The organism is Enterobacter sp. RHBSTW-00901, assembly GCF_014103115.1.
Taxonomy (GTDB): domain Bacteria; phylum Pseudomonadota; class Gammaproteobacteria; order Enterobacterales; family Enterobacteriaceae; genus Enterobacter; species Enterobacter cloacae_P.
The window spans coordinates 3,615,146-3,635,702 of sequence record NZ_JABXPB010000001.1; the positions used below are offsets into that span (position 1 = coordinate 3,615,146).

Sequence of the window (20,557 nt, forward strand, 5' to 3'; positions counted from 1 at the left end):
TCATGTCTTTTACTGATATTTGAGTCGGTTTCACGTTAAATTCTAATTATCGGTGTTTTCAGTTGGCGGCCTCTGCGAAGGCTGGGTAATCTGAAAACGGTTTACATCATTTTAACGTAAGAGAATAACTATGCATGATGCACAGATCCGTGTCGCTATTGCGGGCGCGGGTGGACGTATGGGCCGTCAGCTGATTCAGGCGGCACTACAGATGGATGGCGTGGCACTTGGTGCGGCGCTGGAGCGTGAAGGCTCATCGCTTCTTGGTACTGACGCAGGTGAGCTGGCGGGGGCGGGTAAGACAGGCGTCACCGTACAGTCCAGCCTGGATGCGGTAAAAGATGACTTTGATGTGTTCATCGATTTTACGCGCCCGGAAGGGACGTTGAACCATCTGGCGTTTTGCCGTCAGCACGGTAAAGGAATGGTGATTGGCACTACCGGTTTTGATGATGCCGGTAAACAAGCCATTCAGGATGCGTCAGGTGAGATTGCAATTGTCTTCGCCGCAAACTTTAGCGTCGGCGTTAACGTCATGCTGAAGCTGCTGGAGAAGGCGGCGAAGGTGATGGGCAGCTATACCGACATTGAGATTGTTGAAGCGCACCACCGCTACAAAGTTGACGCACCATCAGGAACGGCGCTGGCGATGGGTGAAGCGATTGCTCATGCACTGGATAAAGATTTGAAAGACTGCGCGGTCTATTCGCGCGAAGGCTATACCGGCGAACGTGTTCCAGGGACCATTGGCTTTGCCACCGTCCGTGCAGGTGACATCGTCGGCGAACATACGGCGATGTTCGCCGATATTGGCGAACGTGTGGAAATCACGCATAAAGCATCAAGCCGTATGACATTTGCGAATGGTGCCGTACGATCCGCATTGTGGCTAAAAGGCAAAGAAAATGGTCTTTTTGATATGCGAGATGTACTCGATCTCAACAATTTGTAAGATTTATTACCCATCGTGATGTGGTTATTGCAGTCGTAATTGATTGATTGCATAGGGCAATATTTTATTGCCCTTTTATTTTATCTTCTTTAATGTCATTTTATTTATTCATTGTCAAAAACAACGGTTTTCGTCAGATTTTATGTTGCTGGACTGTAAATTTTGACCATCTGGTCTACTTTTTGTTGTTGCGACGTCTTAATTTCTATTAAACTTACTGCGCAAGCGTTTTCTGATGTGATTTACCTGATCTTTTTGTCGCTTAAGTCGCTTTCAGGCCGCCAGTCCCGCAAAAGAATAAACAAAATATCCGTTTTAAGTTGACTTTTACCCTCTGAATATCCAGAATGCCGCCGTTTGCCAAAAATCCGCTGGCAACAAATTTGCATTGCTTCGTAACGTAGTTGTGAATTAATATGCAAATAAAGTGAGTGAATATTCTCTGGAGGGTGTTTTGATTAAGTCAGCGCTATTGGTTCTGGAAGACGGAACCCAGTTTATCGGTCGGGCCATAGGGGCAACAGGTTCGGCGGTTGGGGAAGTCGTTTTCAATACTTCAATGACCGGTTATCAAGAAATCCTCACTGATCCTTCCTATTCTCGCCAAATCGTTACTCTTACTTATCCTCATATCGGCAATGTCGGCACCAATGCGGCTGACGAAGAATCCTCTCAGGTACATGCGCAAGGTCTGGTCATTCGCGACCTGCCGCTGATCGCCAGCAACTTCCGCAATACTGAAGACCTTTCTTCTTACCTGAAGCGCCATAACATCGTGGCGATTGCCGATATTGATACCCGCAAGCTGACGCGTCTGCTGCGCGAGAAGGGTGCACAAAACGGCTGCATCATCGCAGGGGATAACCTGGATGCAGCGCTGGCGCTGGAAAAAGCGAAAGCCTTCCCGGGCCTGAACGGCATGGACCTGGCGAAAGAAGTGACTACCGCAGAAGCCTACAGCTGGACACAGGGGAGCTGGACGCTGGAAGGTGACCTGCCGGAAGCGAAACCAGAGAGCGAGCTGCCGTTCCACGTTGTGGCTTACGATTTTGGTGCCAAGCGCAATATCCTGCGTATGCTGGTTGACCGCGGTTGCCGCCTGACGGTGGTTCCGGCGAAAACCTCTGCTGAAGACGTGCTGAAGATGAACCCGGACGGCATCTTCCTTTCCAACGGTCCTGGCGACCCGGCACCGTGTGATTACGCTATCGACGCCATCAAATCCTTCCTGGAAACAGATATCCCGGTATTCGGTATCTGCCTCGGCCATCAGCTGCTGGCGCTGGCGAGCGGTGCGAACACCGTGAAGATGAAGTTTGGTCACCACGGCGGTAACCACCCGGTGAAAGACATCGACAACAACACGGTGATGATTACCGCACAGAACCACGGTTTTGCAGTGGATGAGGCATCCATGCCGTCTAATCTGCGCGTGACGCACAAATCACTGTTTGATGGCACCCTGCAGGGCATCCATCGCACCGATAAGCCAGCGTTCAGCTTCCAGGGGCACCCTGAAGCCAGCCCGGGCCCACACGATGCCGCACCGCTGTTCGATCACTTCATCGAACTTATCGGGCAATACCGTAAGACTGCTAAATAATCAGGAGCTGAGAAGACAATGCCAAAACGTACAGACATAAAAAGCATCCTGATCCTTGGCGCTGGCCCGATTGTTATCGGCCAGGCCTGTGAATTCGACTACTCCGGTGCGCAGGCGTGTAAAGCCCTGCGTGAAGAGGGTTACCGCGTCATCCTCGTGAACTCTAACCCGGCCACCATCATGACCGACCCGGAAATGGCTGATGCGACCTACATCGAGCCAATTCACTGGGAAGTGGTACGCAAAATTATCGAAAAAGAGCGTCCGGACGCGGTTCTGCCGACAATGGGCGGCCAGACGGCGCTGAACTGTGCGCTGGAGCTGGAGCGTCAGGGCGTGCTGGCAGAGTTTGGCGTGACCATGATTGGTGCGACTGCCGACGCGATTGATAAAGCAGAAGACCGCCGCCGCTTCGACGTGGCGATGAAAAAAATCGGCCTCGATACAGCGCGTTCTGGTATCGCACACAACATGGAAGAAGCGCTGGCCGTGGCGGCTGACGTGGGCTATCCGTGCATTATTCGTCCATCCTTTACGATGGGCGGTACCGGTGGCGGCATCGCCTACAACCGCGAAGAGTTCGAAGAGATTTGCGAACGCGGTCTGGATCTCTCCCCAACCAAAGAGCTGCTGATTGATGAATCGCTGATTGGCTGGAAAGAGTACGAGATGGAAGTGGTGCGTGATAAAAACGACAACTGCATCATCGTTTGCTCTATCGAGAACTTCGATGCGATGGGTATTCACACCGGTGACTCCATCACCGTTGCGCCTGCTCAGACGCTGACCGACAAAGAATACCAAATCATGCGTAACGCCTCGATGGCGGTACTGCGTGAAATCGGCGTGGAAACCGGCGGTTCAAACGTTCAGTTCTCGGTGAACCCGAAAACAGGCCGTCTGATTGTTATCGAAATGAACCCGCGAGTGTCCCGTTCTTCCGCGCTGGCCTCGAAAGCCACCGGTTTCCCGATTGCCAAAGTGGCGGCGAAACTGGCGGTGGGTTACACCCTCGATGAACTGATGAACGACATCACCGGTGGCCGCACTCCTGCGTCCTTCGAACCGTCCATCGACTACGTTGTGACGAAAATTCCACGCTTCAACTTCGAAAAATTTGCCGGTGCGAACGACCGTCTGACGACCCAGATGAAATCTGTGGGCGAAGTGATGGCGATTGGCCGCACCCAGCAGGAATCCCTGCAGAAAGCCCTTCGCGGCCTGGAAGTGGGCGCGACTGGCTTTGACCCGAAAGTGAGCCTGGACGACCCGGAAGCGCTGACTAAAATCCGCCGCGAGCTGAAAGACGCCGGTGCAGAGCGTATCTGGTACATCGCTGATGCCTTCCGTGCTGGCCTGTCCGTCGATGGCGTGTTCAACCTGACCAACATCGACCGCTGGTTCCTGGTACAGATTGAAGAGCTGGTGCGTCTGGAAGAACAGGTCGCAGAGCAGGGTATTAATGGCCTGGACGCAGACTTCCTGCGCGTGCTGAAGCGTAAAGGCTTCGCCGATGCGCGTCTGGCAAAACTGGCGGGCGTGCGCGAAGCGGAAATCCGCAAGCTGCGTGACCAGTATAATCTGCACCCGGTCTACAAACGTGTGGATACCTGTGCGGCAGAATTCGCGACCGACACCGCGTACATGTACTCCACCTATGAAGACGAGTGCGAAGCGAACCCATCCGTCGACCGCGACAAAATTATGGTACTGGGCGGTGGGCCAAACCGTATCGGTCAGGGTATTGAGTTCGACTACTGCTGCGTACACGCCTCTCTGGCGCTGCGCGAAGACGGTTACGAAACCATCATGGTCAACTGTAACCCGGAAACCGTATCTACCGACTACGACACCTCCGACCGCCTCTACTTCGAGCCGGTAACGCTGGAAGATGTGCTGGAAATCGTGCGTATCGAGAAGCCGAAAGGCGTGATCGTGCAGTACGGTGGCCAGACGCCGCTGAAGCTGGCGCGCGCGCTGGAAGCCGCTGGTGTGCCGGTTATCGGTACCAGCCCGGATGCCATTGACCGTGCAGAAGACCGTGAGCGTTTCCAGCAGGCGGTTGACCGTCTGAAGCTGAAACAGCCGGCAAACGCCACCGTGACCGCGATTGAGATGGCTGTAGAGAAAGCCAAAGAGATTGGTTACCCGCTGGTGGTGCGTCCTTCCTACGTCCTGGGCGGCCGCGCGATGGAAATCGTTTACGACGAAGCCGACCTGCGTCGTTACTTCCAGACTGCAGTCAGCGTCTCCAACGATGCGCCAGTCCTGCTCGACCGCTTCCTGGACGATGCGGTAGAAGTTGACGTCGACGCCATCTGCGACGGCGAAATGGTGCTGATTGGCGGCATCATGGAGCACATCGAGCAGGCGGGCGTACACTCCGGTGACTCTGCCTGTTCTCTGCCTGCGTACACCCTGAGCCAGGAAATTCAGGATGTGATGCGCCAGCAGGTACAGAAACTGGCCTTCGAGCTGCAGGTTCGTGGTCTGATGAACGTCCAGTTCGCGGTAAAAGACAACGAAGTCTACCTGATCGAAGTGAACCCGCGTGCGGCGCGTACCGTACCGTTCGTCTCCAAAGCCACCGGTGTTCCGCTGGCGAAAGTGGCGGCGCGCGTGATGGCAGGCCAGACGCTGGCTCAGCAGGGCGTGACCAAAGAAATTATCCCGCCGTACTACTCAGTGAAAGAAGTGGTGCTGCCGTTCAACAAATTCCCGGGCGTTGACCCGCTGTTAGGGCCAGAAATGCGTTCTACCGGGGAAGTGATGGGCGTGGGTCGCACCTTCGCAGAAGCCTTCGCGAAGGCGCAGCTGGGCAGTAACTCCACCATGAAGAAAACGGGCCGTGCGCTGCTTTCCGTTCGCGAAGGCGATAAAGAGCGCGTGGTTGACCTGGCCGCCAAGCTGCTGAAACAGGGCTTCGAGCTGGATGCAACCCACGGTACGGCAATTGTGCTGGGTGAAGCGGGCATTAACCCGCGTCTGGTGAACAAGGTGCATGAAGGTCGTCCGCACATTCAGGATCGTATCAAGAATGGCGAATACACCTACATCATCAACACCACCGCAGGCCGCCAGGCGATTGAAGACTCCAAGCTGATTCGCCGCAGCGCGCTGCAGTACAAAGTGCATTACGACACCACCCTGAACGGCGGTTTCGCAACAGCGATGGCGCTGAATGCGGATGCCACCGAGAAGGTAATTTCGGTGCAGGAAATGCACGCGCAAATTAGCAAGTAAATAAAAAATGCCCGGCGACACACGGTTGCCGGGCATGATCCCCCCTTCAGAACCTTCTGCTTTTCCATTTCTGCTCAGCCAGTTAGCTTTTGATCGATAACGACATTTTTCTGATAATAGGGCGAACTGAATAACTTGTTCAGATTTCTGGCGTTAACCCGTCAATAATCTTCACTATTAGCCTTGTGGATTACTGACTACACTCTTTTGAGAAAAGAAAGCAGTAAAACAACAGGCTAATGAATGATTCTGATAATTTATGCGCATCCTTATCCGCAGCACTCGCACGCGAATAAGCGAATGCTTGAGCAAGTACGGACGCTTGAAAACGTAGAGATACGTTCCCTCTATCAACTGTATCCCGATTTTAATATCGATATCGCCGCTGAACAGGAAGCGCTCGCTCGTGCCGATCTGATTATCTGGCAACACCCAATGCAGTGGTACAGCACCCCTCCGCTTCTTAAGCTGTGGATCGACAAAGTCTTCTCGCATGGCTGGGCGTATGGCCACAACGGCAATGCGCTGAAGGGCAAAAGCCTGATGTGGGCCGTCACCACTGGCGGCGGTGAAAGCCACTTCGATATCGGTGCTTTCCCGGGTTTTGAGGTGCTGGCACAGCCACTCCAGGCGACCGCGCTGTACTGCGGCCTTACCTGGCTGCCTCCTTTCGCGATGCACTGCACTTTTGTCTGTGACGATGAAACGTTACAGGCGCAGGCTCGCCACTACAAACAACGCTTACTGGAGTGGCAGGAGGTGCACAATGGATAGCCATACGCTGATACAGGCGCTGATTTACCTCGGTGCGGCGGCCCTGATTGTGCCCGTAGCGGTTCGTCTGGGGCTGGGGTCTGTGCTGGGTTATCTGATTGCCGGGTGCATCATTGGGCCGTGGGGTTTCCGCCTGGTCACGGATGCTGAGGCGATTCTGCATTTTGCGGAAATTGGCGTTGTGCTGATGTTGTTTGTCATTGGCCTGGAGCTGGATCCGCAGCGTTTATGGAAACTGCGTGCCTCGGTGTTTGGCGGTGGTGCATTGCAGATGCTGGCCTGTGGCCTGCTGCTGGGTGGGTTCTGTATCCTGCTGGGGATGGAGTGGAAAGTCGCGGAGCTTATCGGCATGACGCTGGCACTCTCCTCCACGGCGATTGCCATGCAGGCGATGAACGAGCGTAACCTGACGGTTTCTCAGATGGGGCGCAGTGCGTTTTCCGTGCTGTTGTTCCAGGATATTGCCGCCATTCCGCTGGTGGCGATGATCCCGCTGCTGGCCGCCAGTGGAGCATCCACAACGCTCGGTGCATTTGCGCTGTCGGCGCTGAAGGTTATCGGGGCGCTGGCGCTGGTTATTCTGTTAGGTCGGTACGTTACCCGTCCATTATTGCGCTTTGTTGCCCGTTCGGGTCTGCGCGAAGTGTTCAGTGCCGTCGCCCTGTTCCTGGTGTTTGGCTTTGGTCTGCTGCTGGAAGAAGCCGGGCTGTCGATGGCAATGGGTGCGTTCCTGGCAGGGGTTCTGCTGGCAAGTTCTGAATACCGTCACGCACTGGAAAGCGATATTGAGCCGTTCAAAGGACTGCTGCTGGGGCTGTTCTTCATCGGCGTAGGGATGTCTATCGACTTTGGCACGCTGATGACGCATCCGCTGCGGATCATCATCCTGCTGGTCGGTTTCCTGGTAATCAAAATGGCGATGCTGTGGTTGATTGCCCGTCCGCTGAAGGTACCCAATAAACAGCGCCGCTGGTTCGCCGTGTTGCTTGGGCAGGGGAGTGAATTTGCGTTCGTGGTCTTTGGTGCGGCGCAGATGGCTAATGTACTTGATCCTGAGTGGGCGAAAGCGTTAACGCTTGCCGTGGCGCTGTCGATGGCGGCAACCCCGATCCTGCTGGTATTGCTGACGCGTCTGGAAGCATCGGGTAGCGAGCAGGAGCGCGAAGCTGATGAGATTGACGAAGAGCAGCCTCGGGTGATCATCGCTGGTTTTGGCCGCTTCGGGCAGATCACCGGTCGTTTATTGCTGTCGAGTGGGGTGAAAATGGTGATCCTCGACCACGATCCTGACCATGTGGATACCCTGCGTAAATTCGACATGAAGGTCTTTTACGGTGACGCGACCCGCGTCGATCTGCTGGAGTCGGCTGGGGCAGCGAAGGCCGAGGTGCTGATTAACGCCATCGACGATCCGCAGACCAGCATACAGCTGGTGGAACTGGTGAAAGAGCATTTCCCGAATCTGACCATTATCTCGCGTGCGCGCGATGTGGATCATTACATCCAGCTGCGGCAGGCCGGGGTGGACGCGCCAGAGCGTGAAACGTTCGAAGGTGCGCTCAAATCTGGCCGAATGGCGCTGGAAAGTCTGGGGTTGGGGGCGTATGAAGCGCGTGAACGTGCTGACCTGTTCCGCCGTTTTAATACCGATATGGTAGAGGAGATGGCGGCGATGGCTGGCAGCACCGCATCAGAACGTGCCGCCGTGTTTAAACGCACCAGCGCGATGCTGACAGAAATCATTAATGAGGATCGTAATCACCTGTCGCTGATCCAGCGTCATGGCTGGCAGGGCACGGAAGAGGGCAAGCATACCGGTAACCCGGAGGACGAACCGGAGAGTAAACCTTCCGTGTGAAGTGGAGTTGCCAGCAATATTAAAAAATTTCTGTTTCTTTACCCTGCCGCCAGTCGACGAAAGATTAAGCTTTCCGTATAGTGGCGGCAATTTTTTGCATCCGGGAAATTTTCAATGATCAGTCTGATTGCCGCGCTGGCGGTAGACCGCGTTATCGGCATGGAAAATGCCATGCCGTGGAACCTGCCTGCCGATCTCGCATGGTTTAAACGTACAACGTTAAACAAGCCGGTAGTGATGGGCCGCCTGACCTGGGAGTCGATTGGTCGCCCACTGCCAGGACGTAAGAACATCGTGATCAGTAGCCAGCCAGGCACTGACGATCGCGTCGAATGGGTAAAATCCGTCGACGAGGCCATTGCTGCATGTGGTAATGCCGAAGAGATCATGGTGATCGGTGGCGGTCGTGTGTACGAACAATTTCTGCCAAAAGCGCAGAAGCTGTATCTGACTCACATTGATGCGGAAGTGGAAGGGGATACTCATTTCCCGGATTACGATCCAGATGAGTGGGAATCTGTGTTCAGCGAATTCCACGACGCGGATGCGCAGAACTCACACAGCTACTGCTTCGAGATTCTGGAACGTCGCTAAGTCTCTCTAACCCTCTCCCCATAGGGGAGAGGGGATCCTTCAGGAGGCGACCGCCTCACTTTCTCCTAAGTCCAGCTGCCGGTTGGACGGCTGAACAAAGTAAGCTTTATCTTCCCAGCGTAAGCAGGTCAAATCCCCGCCCCAGCAGCATCCGGTATCAAGACCGTAGATCCCCTCCGGGGTGCCTTTACCTTCAAGCGCCGCCCAGTGACCAAACACCACGCTGTACTCGTTTGTGACGGGCCCTGGGATAGCAAACCACGGTTTGAGCGGCGCTGGTGCGCTGTCTGGCGTGTCTTTGCAGTACATATCCAGCTGCCCGTTCGGGAAGCAAAAACGCATGCGCGTGAAGGCGTTAGTGATAAAACGCAGACGTGCCAGACCGCTGAGATCTTCGCTCCAGTGGTTCGGCATATCACCGTACATGGCATCGAGGAAGAAAGGATAAGAGTCGCTTGCCAGGACCGCCTCAACGTCACGCGCGCAGATTTTTGCCGTTTCGAGATCCCACTGAGGGGTGATCCCGGCATGTGCCATGATCAGTTTTTTCTCTTCATCGATCTGCAGTAGCGGCTGGCGGCGTAGCCAGTTGAGCAGGTCATCGGCATCTGGCGCATCCAGCAGCGTAGAGAGCCTGTCTTTAGGCTTGTTACGGCTGATCCCGGCGAAAACCGCCAGCAGATGCAGATCGTGATTGCCCAGCACCATACGTACGCTGTCGCCCAGTGATTTTACGAAGCGCAAAACATCAAGGGAGCCTGGGCCGCGCGCAACTAAATCGCCCGTCAGCCAGAGCATATCTTGTCCTGGCGTGAAGTCGACCTGTTTTAATAATGCGATCAGTTCATCGTAGCAACCGTGAACGTCGCCAATCAGATATGTAGACATTGGATTAGTGAATGAGTGTTGTAACGGCGAGACGGAATACAGGAATAGCAATGCGGAACGGATTGCCATCGATGTCGACCATCTCATAATGGCCCTGCATAGTACCCAGCGGCGTTTCAATCACCGCGCCGCTGGTGTACTGATACTCTTCGCCAGGGGCGATATGGGGTTGTTCACCGACCACACCCTCGCCCTGAACTTCAATTTCGCGGCCATTGCCGTTGGTGATAAGCCAGTAACGCCCAAGCAGTTGCACAGGCATCCGCCCCAGATTGCGAATGGTCACGGTGTAAGCAAAGACAAAACGTTCATCATCCGGTGAAGACTGGGACTCAACATAGACGCTTTGTACATGGACACATACGCGGGGCGAATCAATCATGGCTTAACTCTCCTTCGGAGGCGCATTTTCACTGATGTAATTAGCCAGCTTGCAGTACTGTTCTACGGAAATATTTTCTGCACGCATTGCCGGGTCGATACCCAACTCAGTTAACACTTCAACGGTAAACAGATTGCCCAGGCTGTTACGGATCGTTTTACGGCGCTGGTTAAAGGCTTCTGTGGTAATGCGGCTCAGTACGCGCAGGTCTTTGACCGGGTACGGCATCGTTTTATGCGGTACAAGACGCACAACCGCAGAGTCCACTTTCGGTGGTGGTGTGAAGGCTGATGGCGGTACTTCGAGCACCGGGATCACATTGCAGAAATATTGTGCCATCACGCTTAAACGACCATACGCTTTACTGTTCGGCCCTGCAACCAGACGGTTAACAACCTCTTTTTGCAACATGAAGTGCATGTCGGCAATGGCATCAGTATAGCTAAACAGGTGGAACATCAGCGGAGTGGAGATGTTGTAGGGCAGGTTACCAAACACGCGCAACGGCTGGCCCATTTTTGCTGACAGTTCGCCGAAGTTCATGGTCATGGCATCCTGCTGATAAATAGTCAGCTTCGGCCCCAGGAACGGGTGCGTTTGCAGGCGAGCAGCGAGATCCCGGTCGAGTTCGATAACGGTCAGTTCGTCCAGACGTTCACCAACGGGTTCGGTCAGTGCGGCAAGACCTGGGCCGATTTCGACCATTGCCTGGCCTTTCTGCGGATTAATGGCAGACACGATACTGTCGATCACGAACTGATCGTTGAGGAAGTTTTGCCCGAAGCGTTTACGGGCTAAGTGGCCCTGATGGACTCGATTAGTCATTGAGTATTAACAATCATTTTGATGGCGAGATTAAGCGCCGTAATAAAACTGCCGACATCCGCTTTTCCCAGGCCTGCCAGATCCAGCGCAGTACCGTGGTCAACGGACGTTCGAATAAAAGGTAAACCGAGGGTGATATTCACGCCACGGCCAAAGCCCTGGTATTTTAGCACGGGCAGGCCCTGATCGTGGTACATCGCGAGCACAGCATCGGCATTATCCAGGTATTTAGGCTGGAAAAGGGTGTCTGCAGGCAGTGGCCCACTTAAGTTCATCCCTTTCGCCCGCATTTCGTCGAGCACCGGAATAATGGTATCGATCTCTTCCGTCCCCATGTGCCCGCCTTCACCGGCATGCGGATTCAGGCCGCAGACCAGCACGTGCGGCTGCTTAATGCCGAATTTGGTCTGCAGATCATGATGCAAGATCCCGATGATCTCACGCAGGAGTTCAGGGGTGATGGCATCAGGAATGGCTTTGATGGGCAGATGGGTCGTTACCAGCGCAACGCGCATCGCTTCCGTTGCCAGCATCATCACCACTTTCGGGCTGTGCGAGCGCTCTTCAAAGAACTCGGTGTGTCCGGTAAACGGTATGCCAGCTTCGTTGATGACGCCTTTGTGCACGGGGCCGGTCACCAGCGCGGCAAACTCGCCCTTCAGGCAACCGTCACAGGCGCGTGCCAGCGTGTCGACAACGTAGTGACCGTTTTCCGTGCTGAGCTGACCGGGTACGACGGGAGTTCGAAGCGGGACTGAAAGCAGCGTGAGCGTGCCTGCCTGTTGCGGAGTGGGCTGTTGACCTTCAACGTACGGGATGAGCGTCAAAGGCAGACCGAGCAGTTTTGCCCGGTCTTGTAACAGTGTTGCATCTGCACAGACGACCAGTTCTACCGGCCAGCTGCGCTGGGCAAGCTGGACAACGAGGTCAGGCCCAATCCCGGCGGGTTCGCCGGGAGTGATAACAACACGATGCTGTTTCATTAGTTGCTCAGTATTTTCACGTAAGCGCTGGCGCGTTGTTCCTGCATCCAGGTTGCCACTTCTTCAGAGAACTTACGGTTAAACAGCATACGGTAGGCTCTGTCTTTCTGGGCCGCGTCCGTTTTATCGACGTTGCGGGCGTCCATCAGCTCGATCAGATGCCAGCCAAAGGAGGAATGTACCGGCGCGCTCATCTGGCCTTTATTCAGCTTCATCAACGCATCGCGGAACGCAGGATCGTAGATATCTGCTGCTGCCCAGCCCAGATCGCCGCCCTGGTTAGCAGAGCCGGGATCCTGAGAGAACTCTTTTGCTGCATTCGCAAAGGAGGTTTTACCACTCTTGATGTCGGCTGCAATCTGTTCCAGCTTCGCACGTGCCTGGTCGTCAGTCATAATTGGTGACGGCTTCATAAGGATGTGGCGAGCATGCACTTCCGTGACGGAAATGCTCTGGCTCTGACCGCGCAGATCGTTCACTTTCAGGATGTGGAAGCCCACACCAGAGCGAATTGGACCGACAATGTCGCCTTTCTTCGCCGTGCTCAGCGCCTGAGCAAAGATGGATGGCAGCTCCTGAATACGTCCCCAGCCCATCTGGCCGCCTTTCAGCGCCTGCTGGTCTGCAGAGTAGGTGATGGCCAGTTTGCCGAAGTCACCACCCTTACGTGCCTGATCAACGATAGAACGCGCCTGGCTTTCTGCTTCAGCGGCCTGATCGGACGTTGGGTTCTCTGGCAGTGGGATCAGGATGTGGCTCAGGTTCAGTTCTGTGCTGGCATCATTCTGGTTACCCACCTGTTTTGCCAGAGCATCCACTTCCTGAGGCAGAATAGTGACGCGGCGGCGTACTTCATTGTTACGCACTTCCGAAATCAGCATCTCTTTGCGGATCTGATTACGGTAGGTGGCATAGCTGATGCCATCATGGGCCAGACGACTGCGCATCTGATCCATGCTCATGTTGTTCTGCTTCGCGATGTTAGCGATCGCCTGATCGAGCTGCGCGTCACTAACTTTCACCCCCATTTTCTGACCCATTTGCAGGATAATCTGATCCATGATCAGACGTTCCAGGATCTGGTGGCGCAGCGTTGCGTCATCCGGAAGTTGCTGCCCTGCTTCGCCCGAGTTGAGCTTTACAGATTTCATCAAGCCGTCAACGTCACTTTCAAGTACGACGCCGTTGTTAACCACTGCGGCGACTTTATCAACAACCTGGGGGGCCGCGAAGCTGGTATTCGCAACTAAAGCGACACCAAGCAGCAGCGTTTTCCAGTTCTTCATACTTTTTCCATTTCAATTAACCGCAGAGCGGATTACGTTGCAAATCAAGCACATTACAAAGAAGTACGGTACGGCAGAATGTTCGAGCGTAGCATCTTCTGAGTGCCCAGACCGTAGTTGGAACTCAGGCCGCGTAACTCGACGTTAAAGCCAATCACGTTATCGTATTTGCTCTGATTGTTTGTAGTATCCCAGCCGTTAAGCTTACGTTCGTAGCCGAAACGAATCGCGTAACAGCAGGAGTTATATTGCAGACCCAACATCTGGTCAGCTGATTTATTGGCATTTGTGTCAAAGTAGTAGGCACCGACGATTGACCAGCGATCGGCGATTGGCCAACTTGCTGCTCCACCGACCTGTGAAATCCCGTTTTTATACTGCTCTGCGGTGGAATAGTTCGGCAGAGTTGCCTGGATATATTCCGGGCTGGCATAACGATACGTTAACTGCACCATGCGGTCTTCATCACGACGATATTCGATCGCCGCGCTGCTTGTCGCAATATTGTCAAGACGCGTATCGTACTGCACACCGCCGCGTAAACCCCAACGGTCGGTCATGCGCCAGTAGGTGTCGCCAGCCCAAACCAGTGAACCCGTTTTGTTGTCTTTCTCCCAGTTAATGTTGTCATCACCAGTACGGGACTCGGTGAAATAGTAGATTTGACCAACAGAAACGTTAAAACGTTCAACGGCGGATTCATCATAAACGCGCGTTGTGACCCCTGTCGTTAACTGGTTCGCTGATGCGATACGGTCAAGACCGCCGTAGGTACGGTCGCGGAACAGACCGCTGTAGTCTGACTGCAGTAACGAAGAGTCATAGTTATTGATGTTACTTTGGTCGCGATAAGGGACGTACAGGTACTGCATACGTGGTTCAAGCGTCTGGGTATACCCTTCGGCCAGCATTGCCATATCGCGTTCGAAAACCAGTTTACCATCCATCTTGAACTGCGGCAGCGTACGGTTTACCGACTCTTCAAGATGCGCATTATTGGTGGTGTTGTAATCATCAACATTCTTTTGCTGATAGTGGGTTGCCATCAGCTTGGCTTCGGTGTTCAGGCTCGCCCAGTCGTTAGACCACGGTAAACTGATGACTGGCTCCAGGTGTACACGCGTGGCTTCTGGCATGGTGGAATTGGTGTTAACAAAATGCACTGCCTGGCCGTAAATACGGGTGTCGAACGGCCCGACGTCATTCTGGTACCAGTTCACGTCCAGTTGCGGTTCAGCACCGTAGGTGCTCGAGGTCTGGGTGTTAAAGACCTGGAACTGTTTGGTCGACACGGTCGCGTTAAAATTCTGGATGGCATAGCCAGCACTGAATATCTGCGTGGCATAGCCGTCAGTACTGGAACCGTATTTAGAGTCAAAGTCGTTGAAATAATACGGATCGCTGACCTTGGTGTAGTCAACGTTAAAACGCCAGACCTGGTCCATTACCCCGGCATGACGCCAGTAGTACATCCAGCGGTGTTTATCGCCTTCGGTCGGATGTTCATCCTGGAAGACTTTATCTGATGGCAGGTAATCCAGTTCCATCAGACCTGTACCCGCCTGAGTCAGGTAACGGAATTCGTTTTCCCACATGATATTGCCGCGCTTGTGGATATAGTGCGGCGTAATCGTGGCGTCCATGTTGGGCGCGATGTTCCAGTAATACGGCAGGTAGAACTCAAAGTAGTTCGTGGTGCTGTATTTGGCATTGGGGATCAGGAAACCTGAGCGACGTTTGTCGCCTACCGGAAGCTGCATGTAAGGGCTATAGAAAACAGGTACCGGACCGAGTTTAAAACGGGCGTTCCAGATCTCTGCAACCTGTTCTTCGCGGTCGTGGATAACTTCGCTGCCCACGACGCTCCAGGTGTTGGAACCCGGCAGACATGAGGTAAAGGTGCCGTTTTCCAGGATTGTATAGCGGTTTTCGCCGCGCTGTTTCATCAGGTCTGCTTTACCACGCCCCTGACGACCCACCATCTGGTAATCACCTTCCCAGACGTTGGTATCTTTGGTGTTCAGGTTGGACCAGGCTTTCGGACCTTTCAGGATGACCTGATTGTCGTCATAGTGCACATTACCCAGCGCATCGACGGTACGAACAGGTTCAACAGCGCCTTCCGGCTGCTTCTGGTGCAGCTGCACTTCGTCGGCCTGCAGACGGCTATTGCCCTGGTTAATATCGACATTGCCCGTAAAGGTCGCATTGTCAGGATAAGTACCTTTTGAGCTGTCGGCTGTAATGGTTACCGGCAAGTTATTTGTATCGCCTTGCACCAGTGGGCGATTATAACTTGGGATGCCAAGCATACACTGCGAGGCGAGATCGGCAGCCAGCCCCTGATGGCTATACAGGGCGGAGCCAATCATAGTGGCCAGGAGGGTGGGGATACGTTTTTTCATACGTTATATTTTATTGTTCCGTCATCAGTGGCTACGGCTTACAAACGCTCAGAGACTATCTTACTCATCAGCGCAGTACCAGCGTTAATCCTGCCCGTTTGCGCGCCAGAGTGTTAGGCTCGCTATCGAATGACGAGTATGATAAAGCAAATTATAGGCGATGTCCTTCAATTGACCGCGGCTTGACCACGGTGATGATGGCGTTGCGTCGACCAGGAACATGACTATCCGGGGAGTATATGCAGTATTGGGGTAAAATAATCGGCGTTGCGTTCGCAATAATGATGGGTGCCGGGTTCTGGGGGATCGTACTGGGCCTCATTATCGGTCATATGTTTGATAAGGCACGCAGTCGCAAAATGGCCTGGTTTGCCAACCAGCGCGAGCGTCAGGCGCTGTTTTTCTCCACCACTTTTGAGGTGATGGGGCACTTAACCAAGTCAAAAGGACGTGTGACCGAGGCGGATATCCAGATCGCCAGCGTTTTTATGGATCGTATGAATCTGCACGGCGAGTCACGTCTGGCGGCGCAAAATGCGTTTCGTATCGGTAAATCTGATAACTATCCACTGCGCGAAAAAATGCGTCAGTTCCGCAGCATTTGTTTTGGCCGTTTTGATTTAATTCGGATGTTTCTGGAGATCCAAATTCAGGCGGCGTTCGCAGACGGTTCCCTTCATCCTAATGAACGTGATGTGTTGTATGTCATTGCCGAAGAGTTGGGGATCTCCCGCATGCAGTTCGACCAGTTCCTGCGCATGATGCAGGGTGGTGCACAGTTTGGCGGTGGCTATCAGCAACAACAGTCTTCCGGTGGCGGCTGGCAGCAGGCGCAGCGTGGCCCGACGCTGGAAGATGCCTGTAACGTGCTCGGCGTGAAGCCAACGGATGATGCCACCACCATCAAGCGCGCCTATCGTAAGCTGATGAGTGAACATCACCCGGATAAACTGGTCGCGAAAGGTTTACCGCCAGAGATGATGGAGATGGCGAAGCAAAAAGCGCAGGAAATCCAGAAAGCGTACGAGCTGATAAAAGAGCAGAAAGGTTTTAAATAAAAAATGGCCCGACAGCGTCGGGCCATTTTTTTAGAAGTCCACCGGGGCTTTAAACGTCATTGCGTTACCAAAAACCGGATGGGTAATGGTGAGCGTTTGCGCATGCAGCTGCAAACGGCTCGCCATCGCCAGCGCTTCTGGCGGGGCGTAGAAACGGTCTCCCAGAATCGGGTGGCCCAGCGCGAGCATATGTACACGCAGCTGGTGTGAGCGTCCGGTGATCGGCTTCAGCAAGACGCGCGCGGTGTTATCCGGCGCGTACTCCAGCACTTCATATTCGGTTTGGGCAGCCTTGCCGGTTTCATAACAGACTTTCTGCTTCGGGCGGTTAGGCCAGTCACAAATCAGCGGTAAATCCACCAGTCCTTCCGCTTGTGCCGGGTGGCCCCAGACACGCGCGACATACTGCTTTTTCGGCTCGCGCTCGCGGAACTGACGCTTCAGCTCGCGTTCCGCCTCTTTGTTCAGAGCCACCACAATCACGCCGCTGGTGGCCATGTCCAGTCGGTGAACGGACTCAGCCTGAGGATAATCACGCTGAATACGCGTCATCACGCTGTCTTTGTGCTCATCCAGTCGCCCCGGCACGGACAACAGGCCGCTCGGCTTGTTGACCACCATGATGTGTTCATCCTGATACAGAATGACCAGCCAGGGATCCATCGGTGGATTGTAGGGCTCCATTACCATCTTGCGCTCCGTTTACTGATGCGTCACAACGATAAGACGCAGGGCATCCAGACGCCAGCTTGCCTGATTCAGGCTTTCCAGCACCTGCTGACGGTTACTTTCGATTGCAGCCAGTTCATCGTCACGGATGTTTGGGTTCACCGCCTTCAACGCTTCCAGACGTGACAGCTCCGCAGAGAGTTTCTCGTCGGCTTCGGTGCGTGCGGCATCAATCAGCGCTCTGGCCGCTTTTTCTACCTGGGTTTCGCCCAGTTGCAGAATGGCGTGTACGTCCTGCTGTACTGCGTTGACCAGCTTGCTGCCCGTATGGCGGTTTACCGCGCTCAGCTGACGGTTAAAGCTTTCGAACTCGACCTGGGCTGCCAGGTTGGTGCCGTTTTTATCCAGCAGCAGACGCACTGGCGTTGGCGGCAGGAAGCGGGTGAGCTGCAGCTGTTTTGGTGCCTGCGCTTCCACAACGTAGATCAGCTCCACCAGCAGAGTACCCACTGGCAGCGCTTTGTTCTTCAGCAGCGAAATGGTACTGCTGCCGGTGTCGCCAGAGAGGATCAGATCCAGTCCATTGCGGATCAGCGGGTGCTCCCAGGTAATAAACTGGGCATCTTCGCGGGACAGCGCCACATCACGTTCAAAGGTGATGGTGCAGCCATCTTCCGGCAGGCCAGGGAAATCCGGTACCAGCATATGATCGGACGGGGTCAGAACGATCATGTTCTCGCCACGATCGTCCTGGTTAATGCCGACGATGTCGAACAGGTTCATGGAGAAGCTGATCAGGCTGGTGTCATCATCCTGCTCTTCAATGCTTTCAGCCAGTGCCTGCGCTTTTTCGCCGCCGTTGGAGTGGATCTCCAGCAGGCGGTCGCGCCCCTGTTCCAACTGTGCTTTCAGCGCATCGTGCTTCTCGCGGCAGGATTTGATCAGCTCATCGAATCCGTCGCTGCTTTCCGGTGCAGCCAGGTACGCGATCAGATCGGAATGCACCTGATCGTAAATTGTGCGGCCGGTTGGGCAAGTGTGTTCAAACGCATCCAGACCTTCGTGGAACCAGCGTACCAGAACGGACTGGGCGGTTTTTTCCAGATACGGGACGTGGATCTGAATATCGTGCGCCTGACCGATACGATCCAGACGGCCGATACGCTGTTCCAGCAGATCCGGGTTAAACGGCAGATCGAACATCACCAGGTTGCTGGCAAACTGGAAGTTACGGCCTTCAGAACCGATTTCAGAACACAGCAGAACCTGTGCGCCGCTGTCTTCTTCACCGAACCAGGCTGCCGCACGGTCACGCTCGACAATCGACATCCCTTCGTGGAACACGGCGGCGCGAATACCTTCGCGTTCGCGCAGAACCTGCTCCAGCTGCAGCGCGGTGGCTGCTTTAGCGCAGATCACCAGCACTTTCTGGGAGCGGTGAGCGGTCAAATAACCCATCAGCCACTCAACGCGCGGGTCGAAGTTCCACCAGGTTCCGGTATCACCTTCAAATTCCTGGTAGATCTGCTCCGGGTAGAGCATGTCGCGTGCGCGCTCTTCCTGCGTTTTGCGTGCCCCCATAATGCCGGACACTTTAATGGCCGTCTGATACTGGGTCGGCAGCGGCAGCTTGATGGTGTGCAGTTCGCGTTTCGGGAAGCCTTTCACGCCGTTACGGGTGTTACGGAACAGCACGCGGCTGGTGCCGTGCCTGTCCATCAGCATATCGACAAGCTCTTTGCGTGCAGATTCGGCGTTGTCACCGTCACTGTTGGCCGCCTGCAGCAACGGTTCGATATCCTGCTCGCCAATCAGATCGCTCAGGGTATTCAGTTCGTCATTAGAAAGGCGGTTACCTGCCAGCAACAACGCAACGGCATCAGCGACCGGACGGTAGTTTTTCTGCTCTTCAACAAACTGCTCAAAATCGTGGAAACGGTTTGGGTCAAGCAGGCGCAGACGCGCAAAGTGGCTCTCCAGACCCAGCTGCTCTGGCGTTGCCGTCAGCAGCAGGACGCCAGGTACGCGCTCGGCAAGTTGTTCAATCGCCATGTATTCGCGGCTTGGGGCCTCTTCGCTCCAGACCAGGTGGTGCGCTTCATCGACCACCATCAAATCCCATTCCGCATCACACAGGTGCTCAAGGCGCTGCTTGCTGCGGCGGACGAAGTCCAGGGAGCAAATCACCAGCTGTTCCGTTTCAAACGGGTTGTCAGCGTCGTGCTGTGCTTCGGCATAACGCTCGTCGTCAAACAGCGAGAAGCGCAGGTTAAAGCGGCGCAGCATTTCCACCAGCCACTGGTGCTGCAGGGTTTCCGGTACCACAATCAGCACGCGTTCGGCCGCGCCGGAAAGCAGCTGTTGATGCAGGATCATGCCTGCTTCAATGGTTTTACCCAGGCCGACCTCGTCTGCCAGTAACACGCGAGGCGCATGGCGACGGCCCACGTCATGGGCAATATTCAGCTGGTGTGGGATCAGGCTGGTGCGTTGACCACGCAGGCCGCTCCACGGCATGCGGTACTGTTCACTCTGGAACTTACGTGCGCGATAGCGCAGGGAGAAGCGGTCCATGCGGTCGATTTGCCCGGCAAACAGGCGATCCTGCGGCTTACTGAAGACCAGTTTGCTGTCGAGCAGCACTTCGCGCAGGATGACATCGGCCTCGTCGGTATCCAGACGAGTGCCGATGTAGGCGAGCAGTCCATTCTCTTCTTTTACGTCTTCAACCTTCAGCTGCCAGCCATCATGGCTGGTCACGGTGTCGCCCGGGTTGAACATCACACGGGTAACAGGGGAGTCATTGCGAGCGTACAGGCGGTTTTCACCAGTGGCAGGGAAAAGGAGGGTGACCATGCGCGCATCGACTGCAACCACAGTTCCCAGTCCAAGTTCGCTTTCTGTATCGCTGATCCAGCGTTGACCAAGTGTAAAAGGCATATATGTTCGGCTCTAATCTTTAATTGCAGGCAATAGTTCGACCACCGTCAAAAAAGACGGTCATCAAAAAATGGGTCCGGGAATGGAAAGGGCGCTA

The 20,557-nt window shown here is 54.5% G+C and carries 15 protein-coding genes; 7 read left to right on the top strand and 8 right to left on the bottom strand.

Going from position 1 to position 20,557, the window contains the following annotated elements:
- The first annotated feature begins 130 nt into the window (after nt 1-130).
- The 6 genes from dapB to folA all read left to right on the top strand — a co-directional run bounded on the left by dapB (nt 131) and on the right by folA (nt 9,024).
- Complete coding sequence (gene dapB, locus HV318_RS17445) at nt 131-952, top strand: 4-hydroxy-tetrahydrodipicolinate reductase (RefSeq protein WP_182273706.1); 822 nt, start codon at nt 131-133, stop codon at nt 950-952.
- 454 nt (nt 953-1,406) lie between these two features.
- Complete coding sequence (gene carA, locus HV318_RS17450) at nt 1,407-2,555, top strand: glutamine-hydrolyzing carbamoyl-phosphate synthase small subunit (RefSeq protein WP_182273707.1); 1,149 nt, start codon at nt 1,407-1,409, stop codon at nt 2,553-2,555.
- Nucleotides 2,556-2,573: 18 nt separating this feature from the next.
- Nucleotides 2,574-5,798, top strand: a complete 3,225-nt coding sequence (carB, locus tag HV318_RS17455) for a carbamoyl-phosphate synthase large subunit (protein ID WP_182273708.1) — start codon at nt 2,574-2,576, stop codon at nt 5,796-5,798.
- A gap of 243 nt (nt 5,799-6,041) precedes the next feature.
- Complete coding sequence (kefF, locus tag HV318_RS17460; protein WP_182273709.1) at nt 6,042-6,572, top strand: glutathione-regulated potassium-efflux system oxidoreductase KefF; 531 nt, start codon at nt 6,042-6,044, stop codon at nt 6,570-6,572.
- Nucleotides 6,565-8,430: a glutathione-regulated potassium-efflux system protein KefC gene (gene kefC, locus HV318_RS17465; RefSeq protein WP_182273710.1), complete on the top strand. Its 1,866-nt coding sequence runs from the start codon at nt 6,565-6,567 to the stop codon at nt 8,428-8,430. The genes kefF and kefC overlap by 8 nt, the downstream gene beginning before the upstream one ends.
- Nucleotides 8,431-8,544: 114 nt before the next feature.
- Nucleotides 8,545-9,024 carry a type 3 dihydrofolate reductase gene (gene folA / locus HV318_RS17470; protein WP_008502023.1) on the top strand — a complete coding sequence of 160 codons (480 nt, stop codon included), beginning with the start codon at nt 8,545-8,547 and terminating at the stop codon, nt 9,022-9,024.
- Nucleotides 9,025-9,063: 39 nt separating this feature from the next.
- Here folA and apaH read toward each other — a convergent pair whose 3' ends face one another.
- Genes apaH through lptD form a run of 6 tightly spaced genes read right to left on the bottom strand, consistent with a single transcriptional unit; the run spans nt 9,064 to nt 15,793 of the window.
- The gene (apaH, locus tag HV318_RS17475) at nt 9,064-9,912 is read right to left on the bottom strand and encodes a bis(5'-nucleosyl)-tetraphosphatase (symmetrical) ApaH (protein WP_182273711.1); all 849 of its coding nucleotides are present in this window, start codon (nt 9,910-9,912) and stop codon (nt 9,064-9,066) included.
- 4 nt (nt 9,913-9,916) lie between these two features.
- Entirely contained in the window at nt 9,917-10,294 is a 378-nt protein-coding gene (apaG, locus tag HV318_RS17480) for a Co2+/Mg2+ efflux facilitator ApaG/CorD (RefSeq protein WP_182273712.1), read from the bottom strand.
- 3 nt (nt 10,295-10,297) lie between these two features.
- On the bottom strand, nt 10,298-11,119 hold the full coding sequence (gene rsmA, locus HV318_RS17485; protein ID WP_182273713.1) for a 16S rRNA (adenine(1518)-N(6)/adenine(1519)-N(6))-dimethyltransferase RsmA: 822 nt from the start codon (nt 11,117-11,119) through the stop codon (nt 10,298-10,300).
- Nucleotides 11,116-12,102: a 4-hydroxythreonine-4-phosphate dehydrogenase PdxA gene (pdxA, locus tag HV318_RS17490; RefSeq protein WP_182273714.1), complete on the bottom strand. Its 987-nt coding sequence runs from the start codon at nt 12,100-12,102 to the stop codon at nt 11,116-11,118. The genes rsmA and pdxA overlap by 4 nt, the downstream gene beginning before the upstream one ends.
- Complete coding sequence (gene surA, locus HV318_RS17495) at nt 12,102-13,388, bottom strand: peptidylprolyl isomerase SurA (RefSeq protein WP_182273715.1); 1,287 nt, start codon at nt 13,386-13,388, stop codon at nt 12,102-12,104. The genes pdxA and surA overlap by 1 nt, the downstream gene beginning before the upstream one ends.
- Nucleotides 13,389-13,441: 53 nt before the next feature.
- The gene (gene lptD, locus HV318_RS17500; RefSeq protein ID WP_182273716.1) at nt 13,442-15,793 is read right to left on the bottom strand and encodes an LPS assembly protein LptD; all 2,352 of its coding nucleotides are present in this window, start codon (nt 15,791-15,793) and stop codon (nt 13,442-13,444) included.
- A 239-nt stretch (nt 15,794-16,032) separates the two neighbouring features.
- Here lptD and djlA point away from each other — a divergent pair, with 239 nt between their 5' ends.
- A complete protein-coding gene (gene djlA, locus HV318_RS17505; RefSeq protein WP_182273717.1) occupies nt 16,033-16,851 on the top strand; it encodes a co-chaperone DjlA in 819 nt (272 codons plus the stop codon).
- A 30-nt stretch (nt 16,852-16,881) separates the two neighbouring features.
- On the opposite strand, the gene rluA is transcribed toward djlA, so the two are convergent.
- On the bottom strand, nt 16,882-17,541 hold the full coding sequence (gene rluA, locus HV318_RS17510) for a bifunctional tRNA pseudouridine(32) synthase/23S rRNA pseudouridine(746) synthase RluA (RefSeq protein ID WP_182273718.1): 660 nt from the start codon (nt 17,539-17,541) through the stop codon (nt 16,882-16,884).
- Nucleotides 17,542-17,553: 12 nt separating this feature from the next.
- The gene (gene rapA, locus HV318_RS17515; RefSeq protein ID WP_182273719.1) at nt 17,554-20,460 is read right to left on the bottom strand and encodes an RNA polymerase-associated protein RapA; all 2,907 of its coding nucleotides are present in this window, start codon (nt 20,458-20,460) and stop codon (nt 17,554-17,556) included.
- Nucleotides 20,461-20,557: the final 97 nt, after the last annotated feature.